This window comes from Bradyrhizobium nitroreducens, assembly GCF_002776695.1.
GTDB lineage: Bacteria > Pseudomonadota > Alphaproteobacteria > Rhizobiales > Xanthobacteraceae > Bradyrhizobium > Bradyrhizobium nitroreducens.
Genome location: NZ_LFJC01000003.1, coordinates 2,882,755 through 2,901,647 on the forward strand (window position 1 = coordinate 2,882,755; position 18,893 = coordinate 2,901,647).

The 18,893-nt window shown below is 66.3% G+C and carries 20 protein-coding genes; 8 read left to right on the forward strand and 12 right to left on the reverse strand.

What is annotated here, in order from left to right; genetic code table 11:
* The first annotated feature begins 307 nt into the window (after positions 1–307).
* The 3 genes from TSA1_RS14150 (at position 308) to TSA1_RS14160 (ending at position 3,548) form a co-directional block, all read left to right on the forward strand.
* Positions 308–1,648: a caspase family protein gene (locus tag TSA1_RS14150; RefSeq protein WP_100176915.1), complete on the forward strand. Its 1,341-nt coding sequence runs from the start codon at positions 308–310 to the stop codon at positions 1,646–1,648.
* Positions 1,649–1,673: 25 nt separating this feature from the next.
* Entirely contained in the window at positions 1,674–2,180 is a 507-nt protein-coding gene (locus TSA1_RS14155; RefSeq protein ID WP_100176916.1) for a hypothetical protein, read from the forward strand.
* 144 nt (positions 2,181–2,324) lie between these two features.
* Positions 2,325–3,548 carry a hypothetical protein gene (locus TSA1_RS14160; RefSeq protein WP_174718899.1) on the forward strand — a complete coding sequence of 408 codons (1,224 nt, stop codon included), beginning with the start codon at positions 2,325–2,327 and terminating at the stop codon, positions 3,546–3,548.
* Here TSA1_RS14160 and gmk read toward each other — a convergent pair.
* From gmk to TSA1_RS14205, 9 genes are all read right to left on the reverse strand, one after another.
* The gene (gmk, locus tag TSA1_RS14165) at positions 3,481–4,140 is read right to left on the reverse strand and encodes a guanylate kinase (RefSeq protein WP_100176918.1); all 660 of its coding nucleotides are present in this window, start codon (positions 4,138–4,140) and stop codon (positions 3,481–3,483) included. The genes TSA1_RS14160 and gmk overlap by 68 nt on opposite strands.
* Positions 4,141–4,143: 3 nt before the next feature.
* Complete coding sequence (locus TSA1_RS14170; protein WP_100176919.1) at positions 4,144–5,031, reverse strand: YicC/YloC family endoribonuclease; 888 nt, start codon at positions 5,029–5,031, stop codon at positions 4,144–4,146.
* A gap of 115 nt (positions 5,032–5,146) precedes the next feature.
* Positions 5,147–6,421, reverse strand: coding sequence for an endolytic transglycosylase MltG (gene mltG, locus TSA1_RS14175; RefSeq protein ID WP_100176920.1), 1,275 nt, complete (start codon positions 6,419–6,421; stop codon positions 5,147–5,149).
* 125 nt (positions 6,422–6,546) lie between these two features.
* Complete coding sequence (gene fabF, locus TSA1_RS14180) at positions 6,547–7,812, reverse strand: beta-ketoacyl-ACP synthase II (protein ID WP_100176921.1); 1,266 nt, start codon at positions 7,810–7,812, stop codon at positions 6,547–6,549.
* Between the two features lie 108 nt (positions 7,813–7,920).
* The gene (locus TSA1_RS14185) at positions 7,921–8,160 is read right to left on the reverse strand and encodes an acyl carrier protein (protein ID WP_008130699.1); all 240 of its coding nucleotides are present in this window, start codon (positions 8,158–8,160) and stop codon (positions 7,921–7,923) included.
* 315 nt (positions 8,161–8,475) lie between these two features.
* Complete coding sequence (gene fabG / locus TSA1_RS14190) at positions 8,476–9,213, reverse strand: 3-oxoacyl-[acyl-carrier-protein] reductase (RefSeq protein ID WP_100176922.1); 738 nt, start codon at positions 9,211–9,213, stop codon at positions 8,476–8,478.
* Positions 9,214–9,281: 68 nt separating this feature from the next.
* Entirely contained in the window at positions 9,282–10,241 is a 960-nt protein-coding gene (fabD, locus tag TSA1_RS14195) for an ACP S-malonyltransferase (protein ID WP_100176923.1), read from the reverse strand.
* A gap of 190 nt (positions 10,242–10,431) precedes the next feature.
* Positions 10,432–11,457: a fatty acid desaturase family protein gene (locus tag TSA1_RS14200; RefSeq protein WP_100176924.1), complete on the reverse strand. Its 1,026-nt coding sequence runs from the start codon at positions 11,455–11,457 to the stop codon at positions 10,432–10,434.
* Positions 11,458–11,460: 3 nt separating this feature from the next.
* On the reverse strand, positions 11,461–12,156 hold the full coding sequence (locus TSA1_RS14205; RefSeq protein WP_100176925.1) for a TetR/AcrR family transcriptional regulator C-terminal domain-containing protein: 696 nt from the start codon (positions 12,154–12,156) through the stop codon (positions 11,461–11,463).
* 342 nt (positions 12,157–12,498) lie between these two features.
* Between TSA1_RS14205 and rpsF the strand changes: the two genes are divergently transcribed.
* The 4 genes from rpsF (at position 12,499) to rplI (ending at position 14,967) form a co-directional block, all read left to right on the forward strand.
* A complete protein-coding gene (gene rpsF, locus TSA1_RS14210) occupies positions 12,499–12,966 on the forward strand; it encodes a 30S ribosomal protein S6 (protein WP_097665907.1) in 468 nt (155 codons plus the stop codon).
* Between the two features lie 5 nt (positions 12,967–12,971).
* Positions 12,972–13,211 carry a 30S ribosomal protein S18 gene (gene rpsR, locus TSA1_RS14215; protein ID WP_007592020.1) on the forward strand — a complete coding sequence of 80 codons (240 nt, stop codon included), beginning with the start codon at positions 12,972–12,974 and terminating at the stop codon, positions 13,209–13,211.
* Positions 13,212–13,338: 127 nt separating this feature from the next.
* Positions 13,339–14,316: a YybS family protein gene (locus TSA1_RS14220; RefSeq protein WP_100176926.1), complete on the forward strand. Its 978-nt coding sequence runs from the start codon at positions 13,339–13,341 to the stop codon at positions 14,314–14,316.
* A gap of 51 nt (positions 14,317–14,367) precedes the next feature.
* Positions 14,368–14,967, forward strand: coding sequence for a 50S ribosomal protein L9 (gene rplI / locus TSA1_RS14225; protein WP_100176927.1), 600 nt, complete (start codon positions 14,368–14,370; stop codon positions 14,965–14,967).
* Between the two features lie 185 nt (positions 14,968–15,152).
* Here rplI and TSA1_RS14230 read toward each other — a convergent pair whose 3' ends face one another.
* From TSA1_RS14230 to TSA1_RS14240, 3 genes are all read right to left on the reverse strand, one after another.
* Positions 15,153–15,620 carry a PaaI family thioesterase gene (locus tag TSA1_RS14230; RefSeq protein ID WP_100176928.1) on the reverse strand — a complete coding sequence of 156 codons (468 nt, stop codon included), beginning with the start codon at positions 15,618–15,620 and terminating at the stop codon, positions 15,153–15,155.
* Positions 15,621–15,631: 11 nt separating this feature from the next.
* Positions 15,632–16,228: a TetR/AcrR family transcriptional regulator gene (locus TSA1_RS14235; RefSeq protein WP_100176929.1), complete on the reverse strand. Its 597-nt coding sequence runs from the start codon at positions 16,226–16,228 to the stop codon at positions 15,632–15,634.
* 111 nt (positions 16,229–16,339) lie between these two features.
* Positions 16,340–17,281: a hypothetical protein gene (locus TSA1_RS14240; protein ID WP_174718900.1), complete on the reverse strand. Its 942-nt coding sequence runs from the start codon at positions 17,279–17,281 to the stop codon at positions 16,340–16,342.
* Positions 17,282–17,557: 276 nt separating this feature from the next.
* On the opposite strand from TSA1_RS14240, the gene TSA1_RS14245 reads away from it, so the two are divergent.
* Positions 17,558–18,808, forward strand: coding sequence for a cyclopropane fatty acid synthase (locus TSA1_RS14245; RefSeq protein WP_174718901.1), 1,251 nt, complete (start codon positions 17,558–17,560; stop codon positions 18,806–18,808).
* Positions 18,809–18,893: the final 85 nt, after the last annotated feature.

An 18,893-nucleotide genomic window follows, 5' to 3' on the forward strand; every position in this document is an offset into this window, starting at 1 on the left:
AAACGACCTGCAAAGCTCGGGCGAAACGCGCCGCGAGATTGCGGGCGCGCGTCTGCAAGCTGAAGCGATCGTCCCGTCACCCTGAGGTGCCGGAGCGTAGCGGAGGCCTCGAAGGGCGACGGCCCGGCTGCCAGCTTGGCCGTGCATCCTTCGAGGCTCCCGGCTCGATGCTGTTGCATCGCGCCGCTCGCACCTCAGGATGACGGAATGCGCCGTCGGCGCTCTCGCCGTCTGCCCCGCCTCACCGGATCGCTTTTCGGCGGCACGCCGGCCTGATACACTGACGGCATTATTTTGAGGAATTTCGATGCGCGCGAGGATTTTCAATCGCGTCCTGGGGCTGGCGGCGCTGGCCTTGCTTGTCGCCGCCACGCAGCCGGCAATGGCCGAGAAGCGCGTCGCGCTCGTGGTCGGCAATTCCGCCTACAAGAACATCACGCCGCTCGACAATCCCTCGAAGGACGCGGGCCTGATGGCGGAGACGCTCGGAGCGCTCGGCTTCACGCTGGTCGGCGGCAGGGCCCAGCTCGATCTCGACAAGGGCGCGATGGACATCGCGGTGCAGAGTTTTGGGCGGCAGGTCCAGGGCGCCGACGTCGCGCTGTTCTATTATGCCGGCCACGGCGTGCAGGTCGCGGGCTCCAACTATCTCGTGCCGGTCGGCGCCAATCCGACGCGGGAGGCCGATGTCGACTTCCAGATGACCGACGTCAACCTCGTGCTGCGCCAGATGCAGGGCTCCGGCACGCGCCTCAACCTGGTCATCCTCGACGCCTGCCGCAACAACCCGTTTGGCTCGCGCGGGTTGCGTGCCTCGGACGGCGGACTTGCGCAGATGCGCGCGCCCGAGGGCACGCTGATTTCCTACGCGACGCAGCCCGGCAACGTCGCCCAGGACGGCGCCGACGGCCACAGCCCCTATACCAAGGCGCTTGCCAGCACGATCCGGGTCGCGGGTCTCGATGTGTTCCAGACCTTCAACCAGGTCGGCCTCGCCGTGAAGCGCGCCACCGCGGGCGCGCAGCAGCCCTGGGTGTCGTCCTCGCCAATCGACGGCACGTTCTTCTTCGTCCCGCCGGCGCAAGCTGCGCCGCCGCAGGTCGCGGCGATGCAGCCCGATCCCCTGCCGGCGGAGCGTCTGCGCGCCGATCCCGACCGCGTCCCCTTGCGCGATGCCGCGCTGCTCAGCGAGCTCAGCGAGCGGCTCTACGAGCTCAATTTCGATCCTGATACGCCCGACGGCCTGACGCGCGCCATCACCAAGCTGCAGCAACGGATCTCGATGGCGCCGACCGGCGAAGCCACCGAAGGCCTGTTGCTGCGCATGCGCAAGATGGAGGATCTCAAGCCGTGGGGCTCGATCGTCTACGGTCCCGACGGCAGCAAATGGGGCATCTCCTGGAACCACGCCTCGCGCCGCGCGGCGGTGGCTGATGCGCGCGGCAATTGCGCCGGCGCCAAATGCCCGATCGAGCTCTCCTTCTACGGCAAGAGCTGCGGCGCGTTTGCGATCTCCGACAAATCCTGGTCGCTGGTCCAGCGCGAGGGCGTGCAGCGCGCCCGGGACGCCGCGCTTGACGAATGCGGCAAGGCTGGCAAAGCTTGCCGCATTATTGGAGCCGTCTGCGCCGACGGCTCCGGCCGCTGATCCTTTTTCAATTTGGATTTTGCTCATGCTCAATGCCGTCACCCGTCCGACTGCCCTCGCCGTCCTCCTCACCGCCATCCTCGCTTCATCGTCCGCCATATCGCCTCTGTTGGCGCAATCCGGCAGTGCCGGCGGCTCGATTGGCAATGACGAGAAATCGCTGTCGGGCTCGCGATCGGACCGCTCGGCCGAGCCTGCCCCCTCGGCGCGCCGGAGCAAGCCCGCTGCCGAGGAGCCGCGCTCGTCGCGGCGAAGCGGCGGTGGCGGAGGTGGCAGCTTTGACGGCGCCTGGATGGTCACCAGCGTCGGCTGCGGCGGCTCCACATCCGGCGCGGTCGTGGTCTCCTCCGGCAAGGTCATCGGCCAGGGCGTCAGCGGCACGGTCAGCGCGAGCGGCGCCGTCAGCACGTTCGGTCATGGCGACGGCGGCGTGACCTTCACCGGCTCCGGACGGCTCGGTGCGCGCAGCGGTTCCGGCACCTGGCGCCGTTCCGACGGCTGCGGTGGAACCTGGACTTCGGCGAAACAGTAACGACGAAAGGGCCCATTTCGCTGCGGAACAAACATCCCGCAGGCCCAATTCAAGCCACATCCTCTCCGGATTTGCGGCTCATTGCCACCCAAGTCTTTGATGACAAAGGGGCAGTACAGTTGCATGCGTAACCGGGAGACCAGGATGGGCAACCGAACCGCGAAATTCGTCTCTGCCCTCGTCGGCAGTCTCATTGCCGGCGCGCCACTGGCGGCCGTGTCGCAGAACGCGCCGGCGGGAACAAGCGCAGCCAGCCAGGCCGCCGACTGCCTCGCCTCGCCGAAAGGCACCGCGCCGCAGGGACAGCACTGGTACTATCGCCTCGACCGCACAACCAAGCGCCAATGCTGGTACCTGCGCGCCGCCAGCGACAAGGACGGCGCGAAAGCCACGCAGACTGCGCAGGCCACGGTCGACGCGTCATCGGATTCACCAGCGCAGCCGCCGCAGCAGACCGTGCAGGACGCGCGCGCCGAATATGTGGGACCGCGCAGCACTGCAGCTCCCAGGGCGCCGAACGCGATCACGTCGGCCGCACCGGCAAACCCGACGCCGCCACAACAACCTGCCAGCCAGGCCGATAACAACGCGCCGCAAGCTCCCGCCACACCGGCCTGGCCCGATGTGTCCGCGGCGTCACCAGCACCGCAGCCCGCGCCGGCCATCGCCGTGGCAGCGGCGCAGCCGAACGCAAAGCCGTCAAAATCCCCCGCCCCGCTCCCGCCCGCCGCAACGGACGGCGCGACCGACAAGCCAGGGGTGCAGCTACTGCTGCTCGTGATCGGCGGCGCGCTGGCGCTCGCAGGCATCCTCGCCAGCGTCGTCTATCGCTTCGCCGGCGGACGCGTCCGCATCCAGGCCACCGACCGGCGCGGGCATTGGAACGATTGGACCCCGCAGGACCATGAGGGCAGCCGCGCCCCCTGGCACGAGCCGGCGCTCGTACCGCACGCGCAGGTCGGCCCGGTCGACTTCGATGAGGTCCGGCCGCCGCAGACCGCGCAGCTCGCAGCGTTCACCCGGGAGATCAGCAGGCTCGCGGCTCAATCCGCCTCCGTTCGCAGCGAGACCACTGCGCTCGAGGCCAACGAGCTCGACGAGGCCGACATCTTCAATGGAGAATTCGAGATCGAGGCCGCGCCGCCCCGCCTCGCGGCGAGGGAGACCGATGCCGACAAGCCCGTCGCCCGCAAGGACGACCATGGCGACCAGGATATGCAGTTCGAGGACAACGTCGACGTCGACGTGATCACCGCGATGCTGGAACGGCTGGCGCAGCAAGGGCCGCAATTGCCGCAGCCTAGGCCTGAAGCTGCCCTTGCAAACTTCGCACGAAGCCAACGAGGCCAATCCGCCGCTCGCGCTTGAGGCGCTCGGCCTTCAGGATCGACTGCACCTCGGCAAAGGCCTCGTCGACGTCGTGGTTGATCACGATGTAGTCGTACTCGGCCCAATGGCTCATCTCGTGGCTGGCGCGGCTCATGCGCTTGCGGATCACCTCGTCGGAATCCTGCGCACGTGAGTGCAGGCGCTTCTCGAGATCGGCGGCCGAAGGCGGCAGGATGAAGACACTGACGACGTCGGCGCGCGCCTTCTCGCGCAATTGCTGCGTGCCCTGCCAGTCGATGTCGAACAGCACGTCCTGCCCGGAAGACAGCGCAGCCTCGACCGGCGCACGCGGCGTGCCGTAGCTGTTGTCGAACACGGTGGCCCATTCCAAGAGCTCGTCGCCCTCCACCATCGCGTCGAAGCGGGGCTTGTCGACGAACAGATAATCCTTGCCGTCGACCTCACCCGGCCGCTTCGGGCGCGTGGTCGCCGAGACCGACATCTTCAGGCCGGTCATGCGATCCATCAAAAGACGCGACAGCGTCGTCTTGCCCGCGCCCGAGGGCGAGGACAGCACGAACATCAAGCCGCGCCGCTCGACACCGTCAGTTCCGTGACCGCCCGTCGTCATCGATCACTCCAGATTCTGGACCTGCTCGCGGAACTGCTCGACCACGTTCTTCATGGCGAGGCCCGTGTTGGTCAGCTCGATATCGTTCGACTTCGAGCAGCAGGTGTTGACCTCGCGGTGAAACTCCTGCGCCAGGAAGTCGAGCTTGCGGCCGATCGGGCCGCCCTTGCCGATCAACTCGCGCGCCTGCGCAACGTGCGAGGCGATGCGGTCGAGCTCCTCGCGGATGTCGGCCTTGGTCGCAATCAGGATCGCCTCCTGCATCAGGCGGTCGGAATCGAAGCGGTCGGAGGTGTCCAGCAGCGCCGCGATCTGCTCCGCGAGCCTGGCCTTGATCGCCTCCGGCTTGCGGCCCGGCGCGGCTTCCGCCTTCTTCGCCAGTTGCTCGATCTCGTCGACGCGCTGCGTCAGGATCTGCCCGAGCGAGGTGCCCTCGCGCTTGCGCATCGCGACGAGTTCGTCGAGAGCCTTGTCGAAGGCCGCGGCGGCAGCCGCGCGCGCGGCCTTGTCCTCCTCCTCGTCCCCCTCGGGCTCGGCGACCTCGACGACGCCCTTGATCGCGAGCAGGCCGTCGATGCTCGGGGCCACCGCGTCAATCTTGCCGCCGATCATTGCGGCGGCCTTCAGGACGGCGTTCAGCACGTCCTCGTTGACCCGGACCGAGGCGGCGGCATTGGTGCGCTTGACGGTGAGATTGGCGTAGACCGTGCCGCGCGACAAAAGCTCGCCGGCGCGCTTCTTGGCATGGGCCTCGAGCTCGTCGAACCCCTGCGGCAACCGGACCCTGAGGTCAAAGCCCTTGGCGTTGACCGACTTCAATTCCCATTCGAACGTGTACGGCCCGCTCGCGCCGTGGCATCTCGCAAAGCCGGTCATGGACGACAGCGCCATCAGGTCAGGTTCTCCAAAAAACGCGGGATTCGCGAGGCATCAAGCCACGCGAAACTTAAGACTATTTTGCAGGAAAGTGGAATCCGCAAAGTCCGCAGGCAGGTCTGCAGCGCGCCTAGCGCTGGACCACCGGCGGCGAGGGTTGCACCGCGCCCTGCCGGGCCGGTGCGGGATTGGCCGGGCGTGCCGCCGGCGGCTTCTTCTGCTGATTGGGCCGGGCCGGCGTGGCCGCCGTCGGCGTATCGGTCGCCCCGGGCGCGGCGGCGGCGGGCGGCGGCGCATCCTCGGCCGGCTCGACCGTGTCGTTCTGGATCTGCTTCTCCATCGCGCGGAGCTTGGCGACGTTCTTCTGATGCGCGTCGTAGGTCTCGGTGAAGGCATGCCCGCCGGTGCCGTCGGCGACGAAATAGAGGTCGCGGGTGCGGGCCGGATTGGCGGCCGCCTCCAGCGAGGCGCGGCCGGGATTGGAGATCGGGCCCGGCGGCAGGCCTTCGATGACATAGGTGTTGTAGGGCGAGGGCTGCGTGATCTCGCTGCGCTTGATCGGACGTCCCAGCGTACCCTTGCCGCCGACGAGGCCGTAGATGATGGTCGGATCGGACTGCAGCTTGATGCGCTGCTTCAGGCGATTGACGAAGACCGCGGCGACGCGGCTGCGCTCGTCGGGCTTGCCGGTCTCCTTCTCGACGATCGAGGCCAGCGTCACCAGTTGCTCCGGCGATTTGACCGGAATGTCCTGGTTGCGGCGTTCCCAGATCTCGGCGAGCACACGTTTGTGCGCCTGCTGCATGCGCTGGATCACCTGATCGCGCGGCGTGCCGCGCGGGAACTTGTAGGTCTCGGGCAACAGCGTGCCCTCGCGCGGCAACTCGCGCACGCTGCCGGTGAAGATGTCGTTGTCGGACAGACGCGCCACGATCTGCTCCGAGGTCAGGCCTTCCGGAATTGTGACGGCATGCTGCACCACCTTGCCCTCGACGATGGTGGCGATGACGTCGCGGAGCGAGGCGTTCTTCTGGAACGCATATTCACCCGGCTTGAGGTCCGAGCTCGCCTTCAGCGCGGCGACGCTGGCGATGAACACCCACGGGTTGACGTCGGTCACGCCTTCCCGGTTCAGCGTCTCGGCGATGTCGCGCTTGCCCGCGCGCTGCGGGATGTTGACGATCTTGTCTTCCCTCAGCGGGCCGGGTGCTTCCAACACCTGCCGGCCGTAATAATAGACGCCGCCGGCGCCGAGCATGGCGATCAGCAGAAGGGTGATGATGGCGTTGCCGACGACCACGAAGGGATTGCGGGCACGGTCCGATCGCTTCGGCGGCGGCGGAAGCTGCTCGGGCTCCAGCGCTGCCCGCGGGCTCCGGGGCGAAATGGGCGGCCTTTCACTCATCGAAGCAACCTGAATCCTGCCGGTTCAATAGCGGCCCGGCAATCGCTTGCCGAGCCAAATGCACGCGCCCACTTCCATGACTATCGCCGAATACGGCAAAACGGTGGATTCGTCTCAAACCCAAACTAATTGACCAGACGTCGGACGATCACCGACGCGTTGGTACCGCCAAAACCAAAAGAGTTCGACAAGGCGACATTCACCTCACGCTTCTTCGCCGTATGCGGCACGAGGTCGATCGCAGTCCCGACCGACGGGTTGTCGAGGTTGATCGTCGGCGGCACGACATTATCGCGAATCGCGAGAATGGCGAAGATCGCTTCGATCGCGCCGGCCGCGCCGAGCAGATGCCCCGTCGACGATTTGGTCGAGGACATCGCGACCTTGGAGGCGGCATTGCCGAGCAGACGCTCGACCGCACCGAGCTCGATCTCGTCACCGAGCGGTGTCGAGGTGCCGTGCGCGTTGATGTAGTCGAGATCGGATGCGGTCAGGCCGGCGCGCTTGAGCGCGGCCGACATGCTGCGGAAACCGCCATCGCCATCGGGCGACGGCGACGTAATGTGATAGGCATCACCCGACAGACCGTAGCCGATCACCTCGGCATAGATCTTCGCGCCACGGCGCCTGGCGTGCTCGAGCTCCTCCAGCACCAGGACGCCGGCGCCCTCGCCCATCACGAAGCCGTCGCGGTCCTTGTCATAGGGGCGCGAGGCCTTCTCGGGCGTCTCGTTGAAGCCGGTCGACAGCGCGCGCGCGGCGTTGAAGCCAGCGATACCGATGCGGCTGATCGGCGACTCGGCGCCGCCCGCGACCATCACGTCGGCATCGCCCAGCGCGATCAGCCGGGCGGCATCGCCGACCGCGTGCGCGCCGGTCGAGCAGGCCGTGACCACGGAATGGTTCGGTCCCTTCAGCCCGTGCTTGATCGACACATATCCGGAGGCGAGATTGATCAGACGGCCCGGAATGAAGAACGGCGAGACCTTACGGGGTCCGCGCTCCTTCAGGAGGATCGCGGTGTCGGCAATGCCGCTGAGGCCGCCGATGCCGGAGCCGATCATGGTGCCGGTGGCGCACTTGTCCTCTTCGGTTTCGGGGTGCCAGTTGGCGTCGTCGAGCGCCTGGCCGGCTGCGGCCATGCCGAAGATGATGAAGTCGTCGACCTTGCGCTGGTCCTTCGGCTCCATCCACTTGTCGGGATTGAAGCTGTCGTTCGACCCGTCACCGCGCACCACCGTGCAGGCGATCTTGGTCTGGAGATCGGAGACGTCGAAGCTCTCGATCCTGCGCGCACCGCTTTCGCCGTTGAGAATGCGCTTCCAGGTCGGCTCGACGCCGCAGCCGAGTGGCGAGACCATGCCGAGACCCGTGACGACAACCCGCCTCATATCCGAAAACTCCGCATCGAAAGATTCACGGCCAATAACAAGAAACCGGCTGACCGCTGCGAAGCGGCCCGTCCGGTTTCAATGTTGTCCCCGCGAAAATGAAGAGCCTTAGCTCTTCGCGTTCTTCTCGAGAAACTTCGTGGCGTCGCCGACGGTGAGAATCGTCTCCGCAGCGTCGTCCGGAATCTCGCAACCGAATTCCTCTTCGAACGCCATCACCAGCTCGACGGTGTCCAGACTGTCGGCGCCGAGGTCGTCGATGAAGCTCGCAGCGTCGACAACCTTCTCGGGTTCAACACCAAGGTGTTCGACCACGATCTTCTTAACCCGCTCGCCAATGTCACTCATTGCTTAACCTCGTGTTGTTCCCTGTAGACCCGACCCCCCGGGACGATACGAGCCGTCGTGGTCGTGTTACTTGCCTTCGCTTACGAACTTTGATTTGGCCCCATCCTAACCGATACAGGGCCCGGCGAACGACGGCCAAGGCTCCGCATCGCCAATATACAGGGTTTCAAAAACCTGCAATGGCGTTCTTTGCCCATCCGTTGAAGGTCCGGTTATCATACTTCAATTGCCTTGACCACAAGCCTCATTTCCCTCCGGAAACGGCCGTTTGCCGCATCCGGCACGGCCCCATGCGGGCAGTGCGGAACGAGGGCTTCAGATCATGGCCATGCCGCCGTTGACATGGATGGTCTGGCCGGTGACGTAGGCTGCTTCGTTCGAGCTCAGATAGACCGCGGCGGCCGCGATGTCCTCGGGCGTTCCCAGGCGGGCGGCCGGAACCTTGGTCAGAATCATTTCGCGCTGCTTGTCGTTGAGCGCGTCGGTCATCGGCGTCTTGATGAAGCCCGGCGCGATGCAGTTCGCGGTCACGCCGCGCTTGGCGTATTCGGCGCCCAGCGTCTTGATCATGCCGATCAGGCCCGCTTTCGACGCGGTGTAATTGCCCTGCCCGGGATTGCCGGTGACGCCGACCACCGAGGTGATGGCGATGATGCGGCCGAAGCGCTTGCGCATCATCAGCTTGGTCGCAGCGCGTGCCAGGCGGAAGGTCGCGGTCAGATTGACGTTGATGACCTCCTCCCAATCCTCGTCACGGAGCTGCACGAAGAGATTGTCGCGGGTGATGCCGGCATTGGCGACGAGGATGTCGACCTGGCCCATCGCGGCTTCCGCGGCGGGCACCAGCGCCTCGACCTCATCGGCCTTGGAGAGATTGCAGGGCAGCACATGAACGCGCTCGCCGAGCTTGCCGGCCAGCTCCTCCAGCACTTCCTTGCGTGTTCCTGATATCGCGACGGTCGCGCCCTGCGCATGCAGCGCCTGCGCGATCGCACCACCGATGCCGCCGGTCGCGCCGGTGACGAGCGCCTTTTTGCCAGTCAGATCGAACATCGAAAACTCCTCCAAAGCACGATCCGGAAAAGTGCGTAGCGGTTTTTCCGGAAAGATCGTGCGTAAACCTAGGCCTGCTTCGCAGCGGCCAGTGCGTCCTTGGCGGCGGCAATATCGTTCGGACCGCCGACCGCAACGCCGACGGCGCCGTCAGCGATGCGCTTGACGAGACCGGTCAGCACCTTGCCCGCGCCGATCTCGAAGAAACGAGTGACGCCCTGCCCTGCCATATAGGCAACCGACTCGCGCCAGCGCACCGTGCCCGTGACCTGCTCGACCAGCCGGCGGCGGATCTCGTCGGGATCGGTGATGGCGCTCGCCAGCACGTTCGACACCAGCGGCGCGGCGGGCGCCTTGATCGTGACCTTCGACAGCGCCTCCGCCATGGCGTCGGCGGCCGGCTGCATCAGCTTGCAATGGAACGGGGCGGACACCGGCAGCAGCATCGCGCGCTTGGCGCCCTTGGTCTTGGCGATCTCGACGGCGCGGTCGACCGCGGCCTTGTCGCCGGAGACGACCACCTGCCCGCCGCCATTGTCGTTGGCGGCCTGGCAGACCTGGCCCTGCGCCGCCTCATTGGCCACTTCCATGGCCGCCTCGTAATCGAGGCCGAGCAGCGCCGCCATCGCGCCGGCACCGACCGGAACGGCCTTTTGCATTGCGAGACCGCGGGTGCGAAGCAGACGGGCGGTATCCGAGACCGTCAAGCTGCCGGCCGCGGCCAGCGCCGAATATTCTCCGAGCGAGTGGCCGGCGACGAAGGCCGCGTCCCGCCCCACGGAAAAACCAGCCTCAGCCTCCAGCACGCGCAGGGTGGCGACGGACACCGCCATCAGCGCCGGCTGGGCGTTCTCTGTGAGCTGGAGGGTTTCGGCCGGACCATCCCAGATGATGGCCGTCAGCTTCTCGGAAAGCGCGGCATCGACCTCGTCGAACACGGCGCGCGCCACCGGAAAGGCGTCGGCCAGGGCCTTGCCCATGCCAACTGCCTGGGACCCCTGCCCCGGAAATGTGAATGCTGCCGTCATCGGCGCTCCCTGCTTGTCGGGCACGATCCCTCCTGAGAACCGGCAGCCGATTACGCGCGGCCTTGGGGCCCGGTTCCTTGGGCCATGGCTCCGGATCATGCTCCAAAGGGGGCCGTAGACACTGTCCGGGGCCGGACTGTCAAGCCGCGATGGGAACCCCGGCCGGCATTCAACTGGGGATACGAGAGGCTCAAAACCCACCGGCGGTCTGGTTGGCGTCGATCTTCACGCCGGCCTGCGCGCGACGCGCGCTGTTCACCAACTGGCCTGGCCGGTCATCCCGGTCGGGCTTTGCCGTCGCCAGGCGCAGCACCGCCGCATAGCCCGGCTGCACCTCCATGCGGCCGGCATGGCGGCTCACGCTCAGCAGCCGATGGACCTTCGGCAGATTGTAGCAGGGCACATAGAACAGCAGATGATGCTCGAGGTGGTAGTTCACGTAGTACGGCGCGATGAACAGGCGCTCGAGAAAGTTGGCATGCGTGGTGCGGGTGTTGCGCAAGGGATCGCTGCTGTCGGGGACGACGGCGTGCTCTGCGATATTGCGGATGCGGGTGATAACCATCATCCAGGTCAGCAGCGGCACCAGCCATAGCAGCGGATAGGCCCACCACACGCCGGCGGCCACACACACCGCAAACATCGCGGCGTTGACCAGGCATTGCGGCCCGAGCTTCCCCCAGAAATGCGCGGCGCGCTGGCGCCACGGCCAGTCCTTCGAACCGAGTGCGTTGAGCAGCTGCGCCTTGCGCTGCTGGTAGCCGGTCTGTCCGGTGATGTCGCGAACGAACTTGCGGCGGTAGCTCAGCCTCGTGATCGGAAACGGCGCCGACAGCACGAGATCGGGATCGTCCTCCTGCTGCGTGCGCGCATGGTGCTGCAGGTGGTAACGCCGGTAGCTGCGCGTCTCCGCAAACAATGGATAGGCGCACAGCCATTGGCTCAGGGCCAGATTGGCTTTCTCGTCGGCGGACAGGCAGCCATGCGCGCCGTCATGCATCAGGATCGCAAGGCCCAGCTGGCGCGAGCCGATGATGGCGACGGCGAGAACATAGGTGACCGGATTGGGCCACCACGCGACCAGCGCAACGGCACCAATGATCAGCGTCCAGGCGTGTCCGATCAGGGCGACGCCTTTCCACGTCACGCGCTCGCGCACGTCGGCGAGCTGGTCGTCGGTCAGGAAATCGCGGGCCCGCATGCGAAGCGCGGTCATGGCCTAGCCCTCCTCGTTCGAATGTGATGCGTCGTCGACGAGCCGCAGACGCGCGGCATCGCCGCTGGATTTCGCCTGCTCGCCGAGCACGCGCAGCATCTCGGCGCAGAGCGCCTCGGGCGAGCGGCCCATCGCATAGCCTTCGAGAATGACGCCGATGGCGACGGCCCAGAAACGCCGCGAGCTTTCGTCGGGCGCACGCAGCGACCGCCAGCCGTGCCGCGCCACCTGGCTCGCATAGGCGCGCGCGCCTTCGCCGTGCAGGCGCTCGATCGTGCGCTCGACGAGCGGTGCAAGATCCTGGCGTCGGCGGGTCAATGTCAGCGCTTCCGCGAAGAAGGCGACGGAATCGCTCGCGGTTACGGTCTCCGCCAGCGCGTGCGTGTAGTCCCGCGGCGTGCGCGCCTTCAGCGCCGCCTGCTCAGTCGCACGCGCCAGATACAGGAGGTCGCGGCAGGCGCATTCGACGAACAGCGCCTCCTTGGTGCGGAAATAGTAGGTGATCTGGCTCGGGAATGCGTCCGCGGCGGCCGCGATGTCGGTGATCGCCGTGCCCGACAGCCCCCGCTCCCGGAACAGCGGGCTCGCCGCATCCAGCAGCAGCGAGCGCATCTTGCGGCCGGCCGACCGGGTGGCTCGCGTCGCGTGCTTCGGGTCGCCTGCCGCCTCAAACGAGTCCTGGACCGACTTCTCCGCCATGGGCTTCCCTTGGTTGATTTATTTGTATGTTATACAAACAAAAACATCAACCGAGATGTGTGGGGGGACGGTCTGGCGCCCTTGACCGGCACCCTCCGGGACCAAAAACCCCGCCCCCAGCCTTGCAAAGCCGGTCAAAATCCGTATAAGCGCGCACATCCGCAGACCCCGGCCGGGAGCTGAACGGACGGTCTCAGCAAATCATTCGTGATTTTGGTGTGGCAGGGCCAGTCGGCCCGTCGTCCCGTGTTTCCGCCTTCTGAGCTTCATCCCAGAGTCCTTTCCGAAGGCCTCTTAAGGGCTTGACGCCGGGCGATGCGCCAACACGAGGAAAGGACCACCATGGCTCTTTATGAGCATGTCTTTCTCGCGCGTCAGGACGCGAGCACGCAGCAGGTCGAAGAGCTGACTGCGCAGATGACCGGTATCGTCGAAGGTCTCGGCGGCAAGGTCACCAAGACCGAGAACTGGGGCGTACGCTCCCTCACCTACCGCATGAACAAGAACCGCAAGGCGCACTTCGTGCTGCTCAACATCGACGCGCCGTCCGCGGCGATCGCCGAGATCGAGCGCCAGGAGCGCATCAGCGAAGACGTGATTCGCTATCTCAGCGTCCGCGTCGAAGAGCTCGAGGAAGGCCCGTCCGCGATGATGCGCAAGGCCGACCGCGACCGCGAGCGTGACGATCGTGGCGGCGGCTTCCGCGGTGAGCGCGAAGGCGGCTTCCGTGGCGACCGCGAGGGCGGTTTCCGCGGCGATCGCGGCCCGCGCCGTCCGCGTGACGAAGCTGAAACCACGGATGCGGAGTAAGAATCATGGCTGAAGCTGGTGCACGCCGTCCGTTTTTCCGTCGTCGCAAGAGCTGCCCGTTCACGGGCGCCAATGCTCCCAAGATCGACTACAAGGACTCCAAGCTGTTGATGCGTTACGTCTCCGAGCGCGGCAAGATCGTGCCGAGCCGCATCACTGCGGTGTCCGCGAAGAAGCAGCGTGAGCTCGCCCGCGCCATCAAGCGCGCGCGGTTCCTGGGCCTGCTGCCCTACGTCATTCGCTAAGACGAAATCAGCCGGCGGCGACATCGCCGCCGGCTGCACTCTTTAATTTCATAAGGCTTCCGGGTCGTCCGGTCGCCGATGGTTGGGGCAAGTCGCCTCTAACCGCTCGAAGGGAGCGGGACAGCTGATGATGCCATTTGTGCTGATAGCCCTGATCGCCGGCGCCGCCTCGGCGCTGATGTTCGCCTCGATCATTTCGGGCGCGCTGATCTCGCTCGTCCTGTTCTATCTCGCACCGCTCCCGCTGATGGTCGCCGCGATCGGCTGGGGACCGCTTTGCGCGAGCCTCGGCGGCATCGCTGCCGCGATCGGCCTCGGCATCCTGTTTGGCCTGCCCCATTGTATCGCGTTCGCCGTCACCGTCGCCCTGCCCGCGTGGTGGCTCGGGCACCTCGTCCTGCTCAGCCGTCCCGTGGCACCTGCCGCGCCGGAGGCGGCCACCGAACCGGCCGCCGAGCCTGAGCTCGAATGGTATCCGGTCGGCCGCATTCTGCTGTGGCTCGCCGGCTTCGCCACGCTGACCACGATCGCCGCCCTGCTCACGCTCGGGACCGACGCCGAGACCATCATGGGCACGCTGCGGCGCGGCCTGATGCGCCTCCTCCGCGCCACCGACCCGCAAAGCTCCGGCGAAGCCGGCCAGTTCGTCGACGCGATGGTGCGCATCGCACCGGCAGGCGCCACCGTCGTCGCGATGATGACGCTGACCCTCAATCTCTGGCTCAGCGCCAAGGTCACGGCGACGTCGGGCCGGCTACGGCGCCCCTGGCCGGACATGATGACGGCGGAGTTGCCGCCGATGACGCTGGTGGGCCTCTGCATCGCGCTCGCCTTCTGCTTCACCGGGGGGCTGCTCGCGATCGCCGCGCAGATCGCCGCGGCGGCGCTGATGATGGGCTATGCGCTGACCGGCTTCGCCGTGCTGCATACCCTCACGCTTGCGCTGAAGAGCCGCACCTTTTGGCTCGGCTCGACCTACGCTCTCGTCGTCGTCTTGGGATGGCCCGTGATCGCGATGGTGATCCTCGGCCTTGCGGATGCCGTGTTCGGCTTCCGCGAGCGCTTCCTGCGCAGCCGGCAGCCGCCGCCGCTGCCGACCCCTTGAGTTCAAACCCGAAACTGAAACCCTACAGAGCACTTCAAAAGGAGAACGAATATGGAAGTCATTTTGCTGGAACGCGTCAACAAGCTCGGCCAGATGGGCGAAGTCGTGAAGGTTCGCGACGGCTATGCCCGTAATTTCCTGCTCAAGCGCGGCAAGGCGCTGCGCGCCACCGCCGACAACCGTGCCAAGTACGACGGCATGAAGGCCGAACTCGAGGCCCGCAACCTCGCCTCGAAGGGCGAAGCGTCCAAGGTCGCCGAGAAGATCGCGGGCAAGAACATCATCGTGATCCGCCAGGCCTCGGAAGCCGGCCAGCTGTTCGGCTCGGTCAACGTGCGTGACATCGTCGTCGCGTTCGAAGCCGACGGCATCTCGCTGGCTCGCCCGCAGGTCCAGCTCGACGCGCCCATCAAGACCATCGGCAAGCGCTCCATCACCGTCGCCGTCCACCCCGAGGTCGAAGTCGAAATCACCGTCACGGTTGCGCGCAGCCAGGACGAGGCCGAGCGCATCAACCGCGGCGAGGACATCTCCACCCGCAACGAGGACCGCGACGCGGCCGCCGAGGCGATCGCCGCCGCCGGCGAGTTCTTCGATCCGGAAGCCCAGCTCGACGAGGTCGAGCCGGCCCCGGCTGCGGAAGAGAAGTAAGCCTACAGTACATCTCGTCATGCGCGGGCTTGACCCGCGCATCCATCGTCAAAGAACTCTCGCCAAATGATGGATTGCCGGGTCCCGGCTCCGCAAACGGCTTCGCCGGGCTCTCGATATCGGGCCGGCGAAGCTTTGCGAAGACGGCAAGCCCGGCAATGACAAGCGCCAAAAGCCCGGTCGCCTCAGGCGGCCGGGCTTTTCGTTTTGGCGGCGACGTCCTCGCTCAGCATCGCAATCGAGGCCAGCGCCGTTGCCGTGTGCTTCTCGACACCATCGCTGACGCAGAACACGTCGGCCGCAACCACCGACACCTGACGGCCAGGCTTGATCACCCGGGCACGGCAGATCAGCTTCTCGCCGACCGCGGGCGACAACAGATTGAGCTTGTATTCCGCCGTCAGCGCCGGCTGGCCGCGCGAGGTGGCGGCTGCGATCGTCGTGGCATTGTCGACCAGGAAGGCCGTGACGCCGCCGTGGAAGAAGCCGTGCTGCTGCAGCAGCTCCGGCCGGCGGTCCACCGCAATCGTGCAGGTGCCGCGCGTCAATTCCGAGAGCTCGGCGCCGACCAGGTTCATGAAGCCCTGCCGGCCGACATTGGCGTGGATGTGCTCGGCGATCGGTGCAAATTCCGGATCTGCGTCGGCTCGCATGCAGTCTCTCCCTATTGCCTGTTGATGCGATCTAACGGCCTCAGCGCGCGAATGGCGCAGGCGATCAGCGTGTCGGCCTCGACGCGCGGATCGGCGCGGTCGCGTCCCGACAGGAAAGCGCGGCAGAAGATTTGCGCCGGCCCGATGAGCTGGCTGACGAACATCCCCGGCGTCATCGGCAACAGCTCGCCGCTCGCAACCAGTGGCGCGCGCCAGCGCTCGATGCCTTCGGCAAGCCGCGCATTCTGCGCCCGTTGGGCGTCGCGCACCTCCTCGCCCCACTCGCTGCGCGAGATCTCGAAGAGGTAGCGCGCTTCGCGCCGGCTGGTCACAACCCAGTCGAGATGAGCCCGGATCAGCCGATCGATGCCTTGCTCGGCGCCGGGCGCAGGATCGAGCGCCGCCAGCACCGCGGCGTGGTAGTGCCTGAGCACCTCCAGGAACAGCGCGCCCGCGAGCTCCTTCTTCGAGCCGAAGGCGTGAAAGAAGCTGCCGTTGGAGGCGCGCGCCCGGGTGCGGATCGCGGCGACCGTCGCAGCTTCGAAGCCGACGCGGTCGAACACGACAAGTCCAGCCGCCAGCAGATCGTCTCGCACGCTCGCCGTCATCGACGCCTCCTGGAGTACCACTCTAGAGCAACGCTCCAATGACGGTCAAGACGACAAGGAGGCCGCGATAGAAGCGGCCTCAAGCAGGTTCGTATAAAAATCTGGGTTGGCTCAGCGCGAGATTGGCGGCGCCGGAGGCCCGGAGGACGTGGCTGGCGCCGGCTGCGGGGCCGGCTCGGAGCTGGCAGCAGGCTTGGGAGCCGTCTCCTCCGCCGGCTTGGGCGTTGCCGGCTCCGCGGGCTTGGCGGCGGCTGGAGCTGCCGGCGTCACCTGCGGGACCGGATCGGGCCGCAGCGCCGGTGTATCGCTGCTGCGCGGCTCGACCTTGGCGCTGCTGTCCGGCTTGGTGTCGGCAGGCTTCTCGGAGGCCTTGCCGCCGTCGGGCTCAACCTTCGGGCTCTCAGACTTCGCGCTCTCGGGCTTCGAGCTCTCAGGCTTTGAGCTCTCAGGCTTGGCGGTCTCGGTCCTCGGTTCGCTTTTCTTCTCTTCAGTGGCGGGAGCCGCGGCATCGACCTTCGGGGCTTCTTCGGTCCCGGGCTTGGCGCGACGCTTGCCCTTGCGCCCTTCGGGCGCAGCCTGGCCTTCGGGTTTCGCGCCCTCCTCGGCCGGTCGTGCAGCGCGCTTCTGGCGACCACCTTCCGCAGCGGGAGCAGCAGCCTCGCCGTCCGGCTTGGCAGCGTCCTGCGTGCGCGGGCGGCGGCCCTGATGCTCGGGATTGGTGCTCGCGTCCTTCTCCTTGGCGCCGTCCTTCTTGCCGTCCTTGGCCTGGTAGCGGGTGTCGGTGGCACCGTTGGAGACGAGATAGGAGGCGAGGATTCCCGCCATGTCCGAGCTCGTGGTGTAGTGCTGGCGCAGGAAGCCCGGCAACGAACCCGGCGCGACGGACTTGAGAAGTCCGCGCGGGCTCTTGTGGCACGCATTACAGGTCTGCGCGAAAAGCTGGGACGGGGTCTTGCCGGCCTCGAGGTTGGTCGCCTGCGCAAAAACGGTGTCGGCCGCGCCGAAGCCGATCAGAAGCAATACCGTCGCGAGGCTGAGCGCTCGGCTCGACATTCCCATCATCTCCATTGAATTCCGAGAGGTGCAGCCGGCCTCCGGGGCGGCGGCGGGTCACCTTTTAACCGATTGAGCCGCGAATGGAAGCAGCCTCCACGCGCAAGGATGTGATTAAGCGATTTTGGAATATCCCCTTTGATCACAGCGCAATAGCGGGCCCGGGCGACCGTCCCCAGATTTGGATGCAAACGCATAGGAACCGCGGGACCTGAGCGTCGGATGTGAAGGCCGGGTGTGTCGCATCTTTCGGGTTCGCTCGAGAGGAAGGTGGCGATGGACCGTTTGTTGCGTCGATTTCTGTCTCAATTCGTCCGCCGCGGGTCGTTGACGGTGACCAGCGCCAGCGGATCGACATTCACCGTCGGCGACGGCACTGGCGTGCCGGTCGCGGTGCGCTTCGTGACCGCAGAGGCGGAGCGGAAAATCCTCGTCAATCCCGAGCTCGGACTGGGCGAGGCCTATATGGATGGCGAGTTCGTCGTCGAGCACGGCACCATAGCTGACGTCCTCGCGATCCTGCTCGATCAGCCCGACCTCTTGCCGCAATGGGCAAAGCCCTGGTGGCATCTGCGCTATCTGACGCGCCACCTGAAACAGTTCAATCCGCGCTCGCGCGCCCGCCACAACGTCGCACATCACTATGATCTCGACGCCCGGCTCTATTCGCTGTTCCTGGATGCCGACAAGCAATACAGCTGCGCTTATTTCGAGGCGCAGGACGCGACGCTCGACGACGCGCAGCTCGCCAAGAAACGGCACATCGCCGCCAAGCTGCTCGTCAAGCCCGGCCAGCGCGTGCTCGACATCGGCTCCGGCTGGGGCGGGCTCGGGCTTTACCTCGCCGAGATCACGGGCGCCGACGTGACGGGCGTGACGCTGTCGACCGAGCAGTTGCAGATCGCCAATGCGCGCGCGGCCGACAAGGGCCTGACCGGCTCGGCCAGATTCGTGCTCCAGGACTATCGCGACATCGACGGGCCGTTCGACCGCATCGTTTCGGTCGGCATGTTCGAGCATGTCGGCGCCCAATTCTACGACACCTACTTCCAACGCTGCGCCGAGCTGCTCCGCGAGGACGGCGTCATGCTGCTGCATTCGATCGGCCGTTCGCAAGGGCCGGACTCGACCAATCCCTGGATCGCCAAATACATCTTTCCCGGCGGCTACATCCCCGCTCTGTCGGAGGTGCTGCCGGCGATCGAGCGCGCCGGCCTCCTCGTCTGCGATATCGAGATCTTGCGTCTGCATTACGCGGAAACGCTGAAAGCCTGGCGGGAGCGCTTCATGGCGCGACGTGAGGAGGCGGTGCAGCTCTACGACGAGCGGTTCGCGCTGATGTGGGAATTCTATCTGGCGGCCTGCGAGATGACGTTCCGCAAGCAGGCCATGATGAACTTCCAGATCCAGCTGACCCGGCGGCAGGGTGTGGTGCCGCTCACCCGCGACTACATGCCGCGCGAGGAAGCCCGGCTGCGCGCCCGCGAGGGTGCGACGGGGCCGAGGCTGAAATTGGCTGGTGAATAGATCCTAGTGTCCTGAACCAAAAGTTCGTGGCATTTTAGGCCTTGGCGGGCAAACTGTAAGCGCAGAAGCGCTCGATCGAACTAAG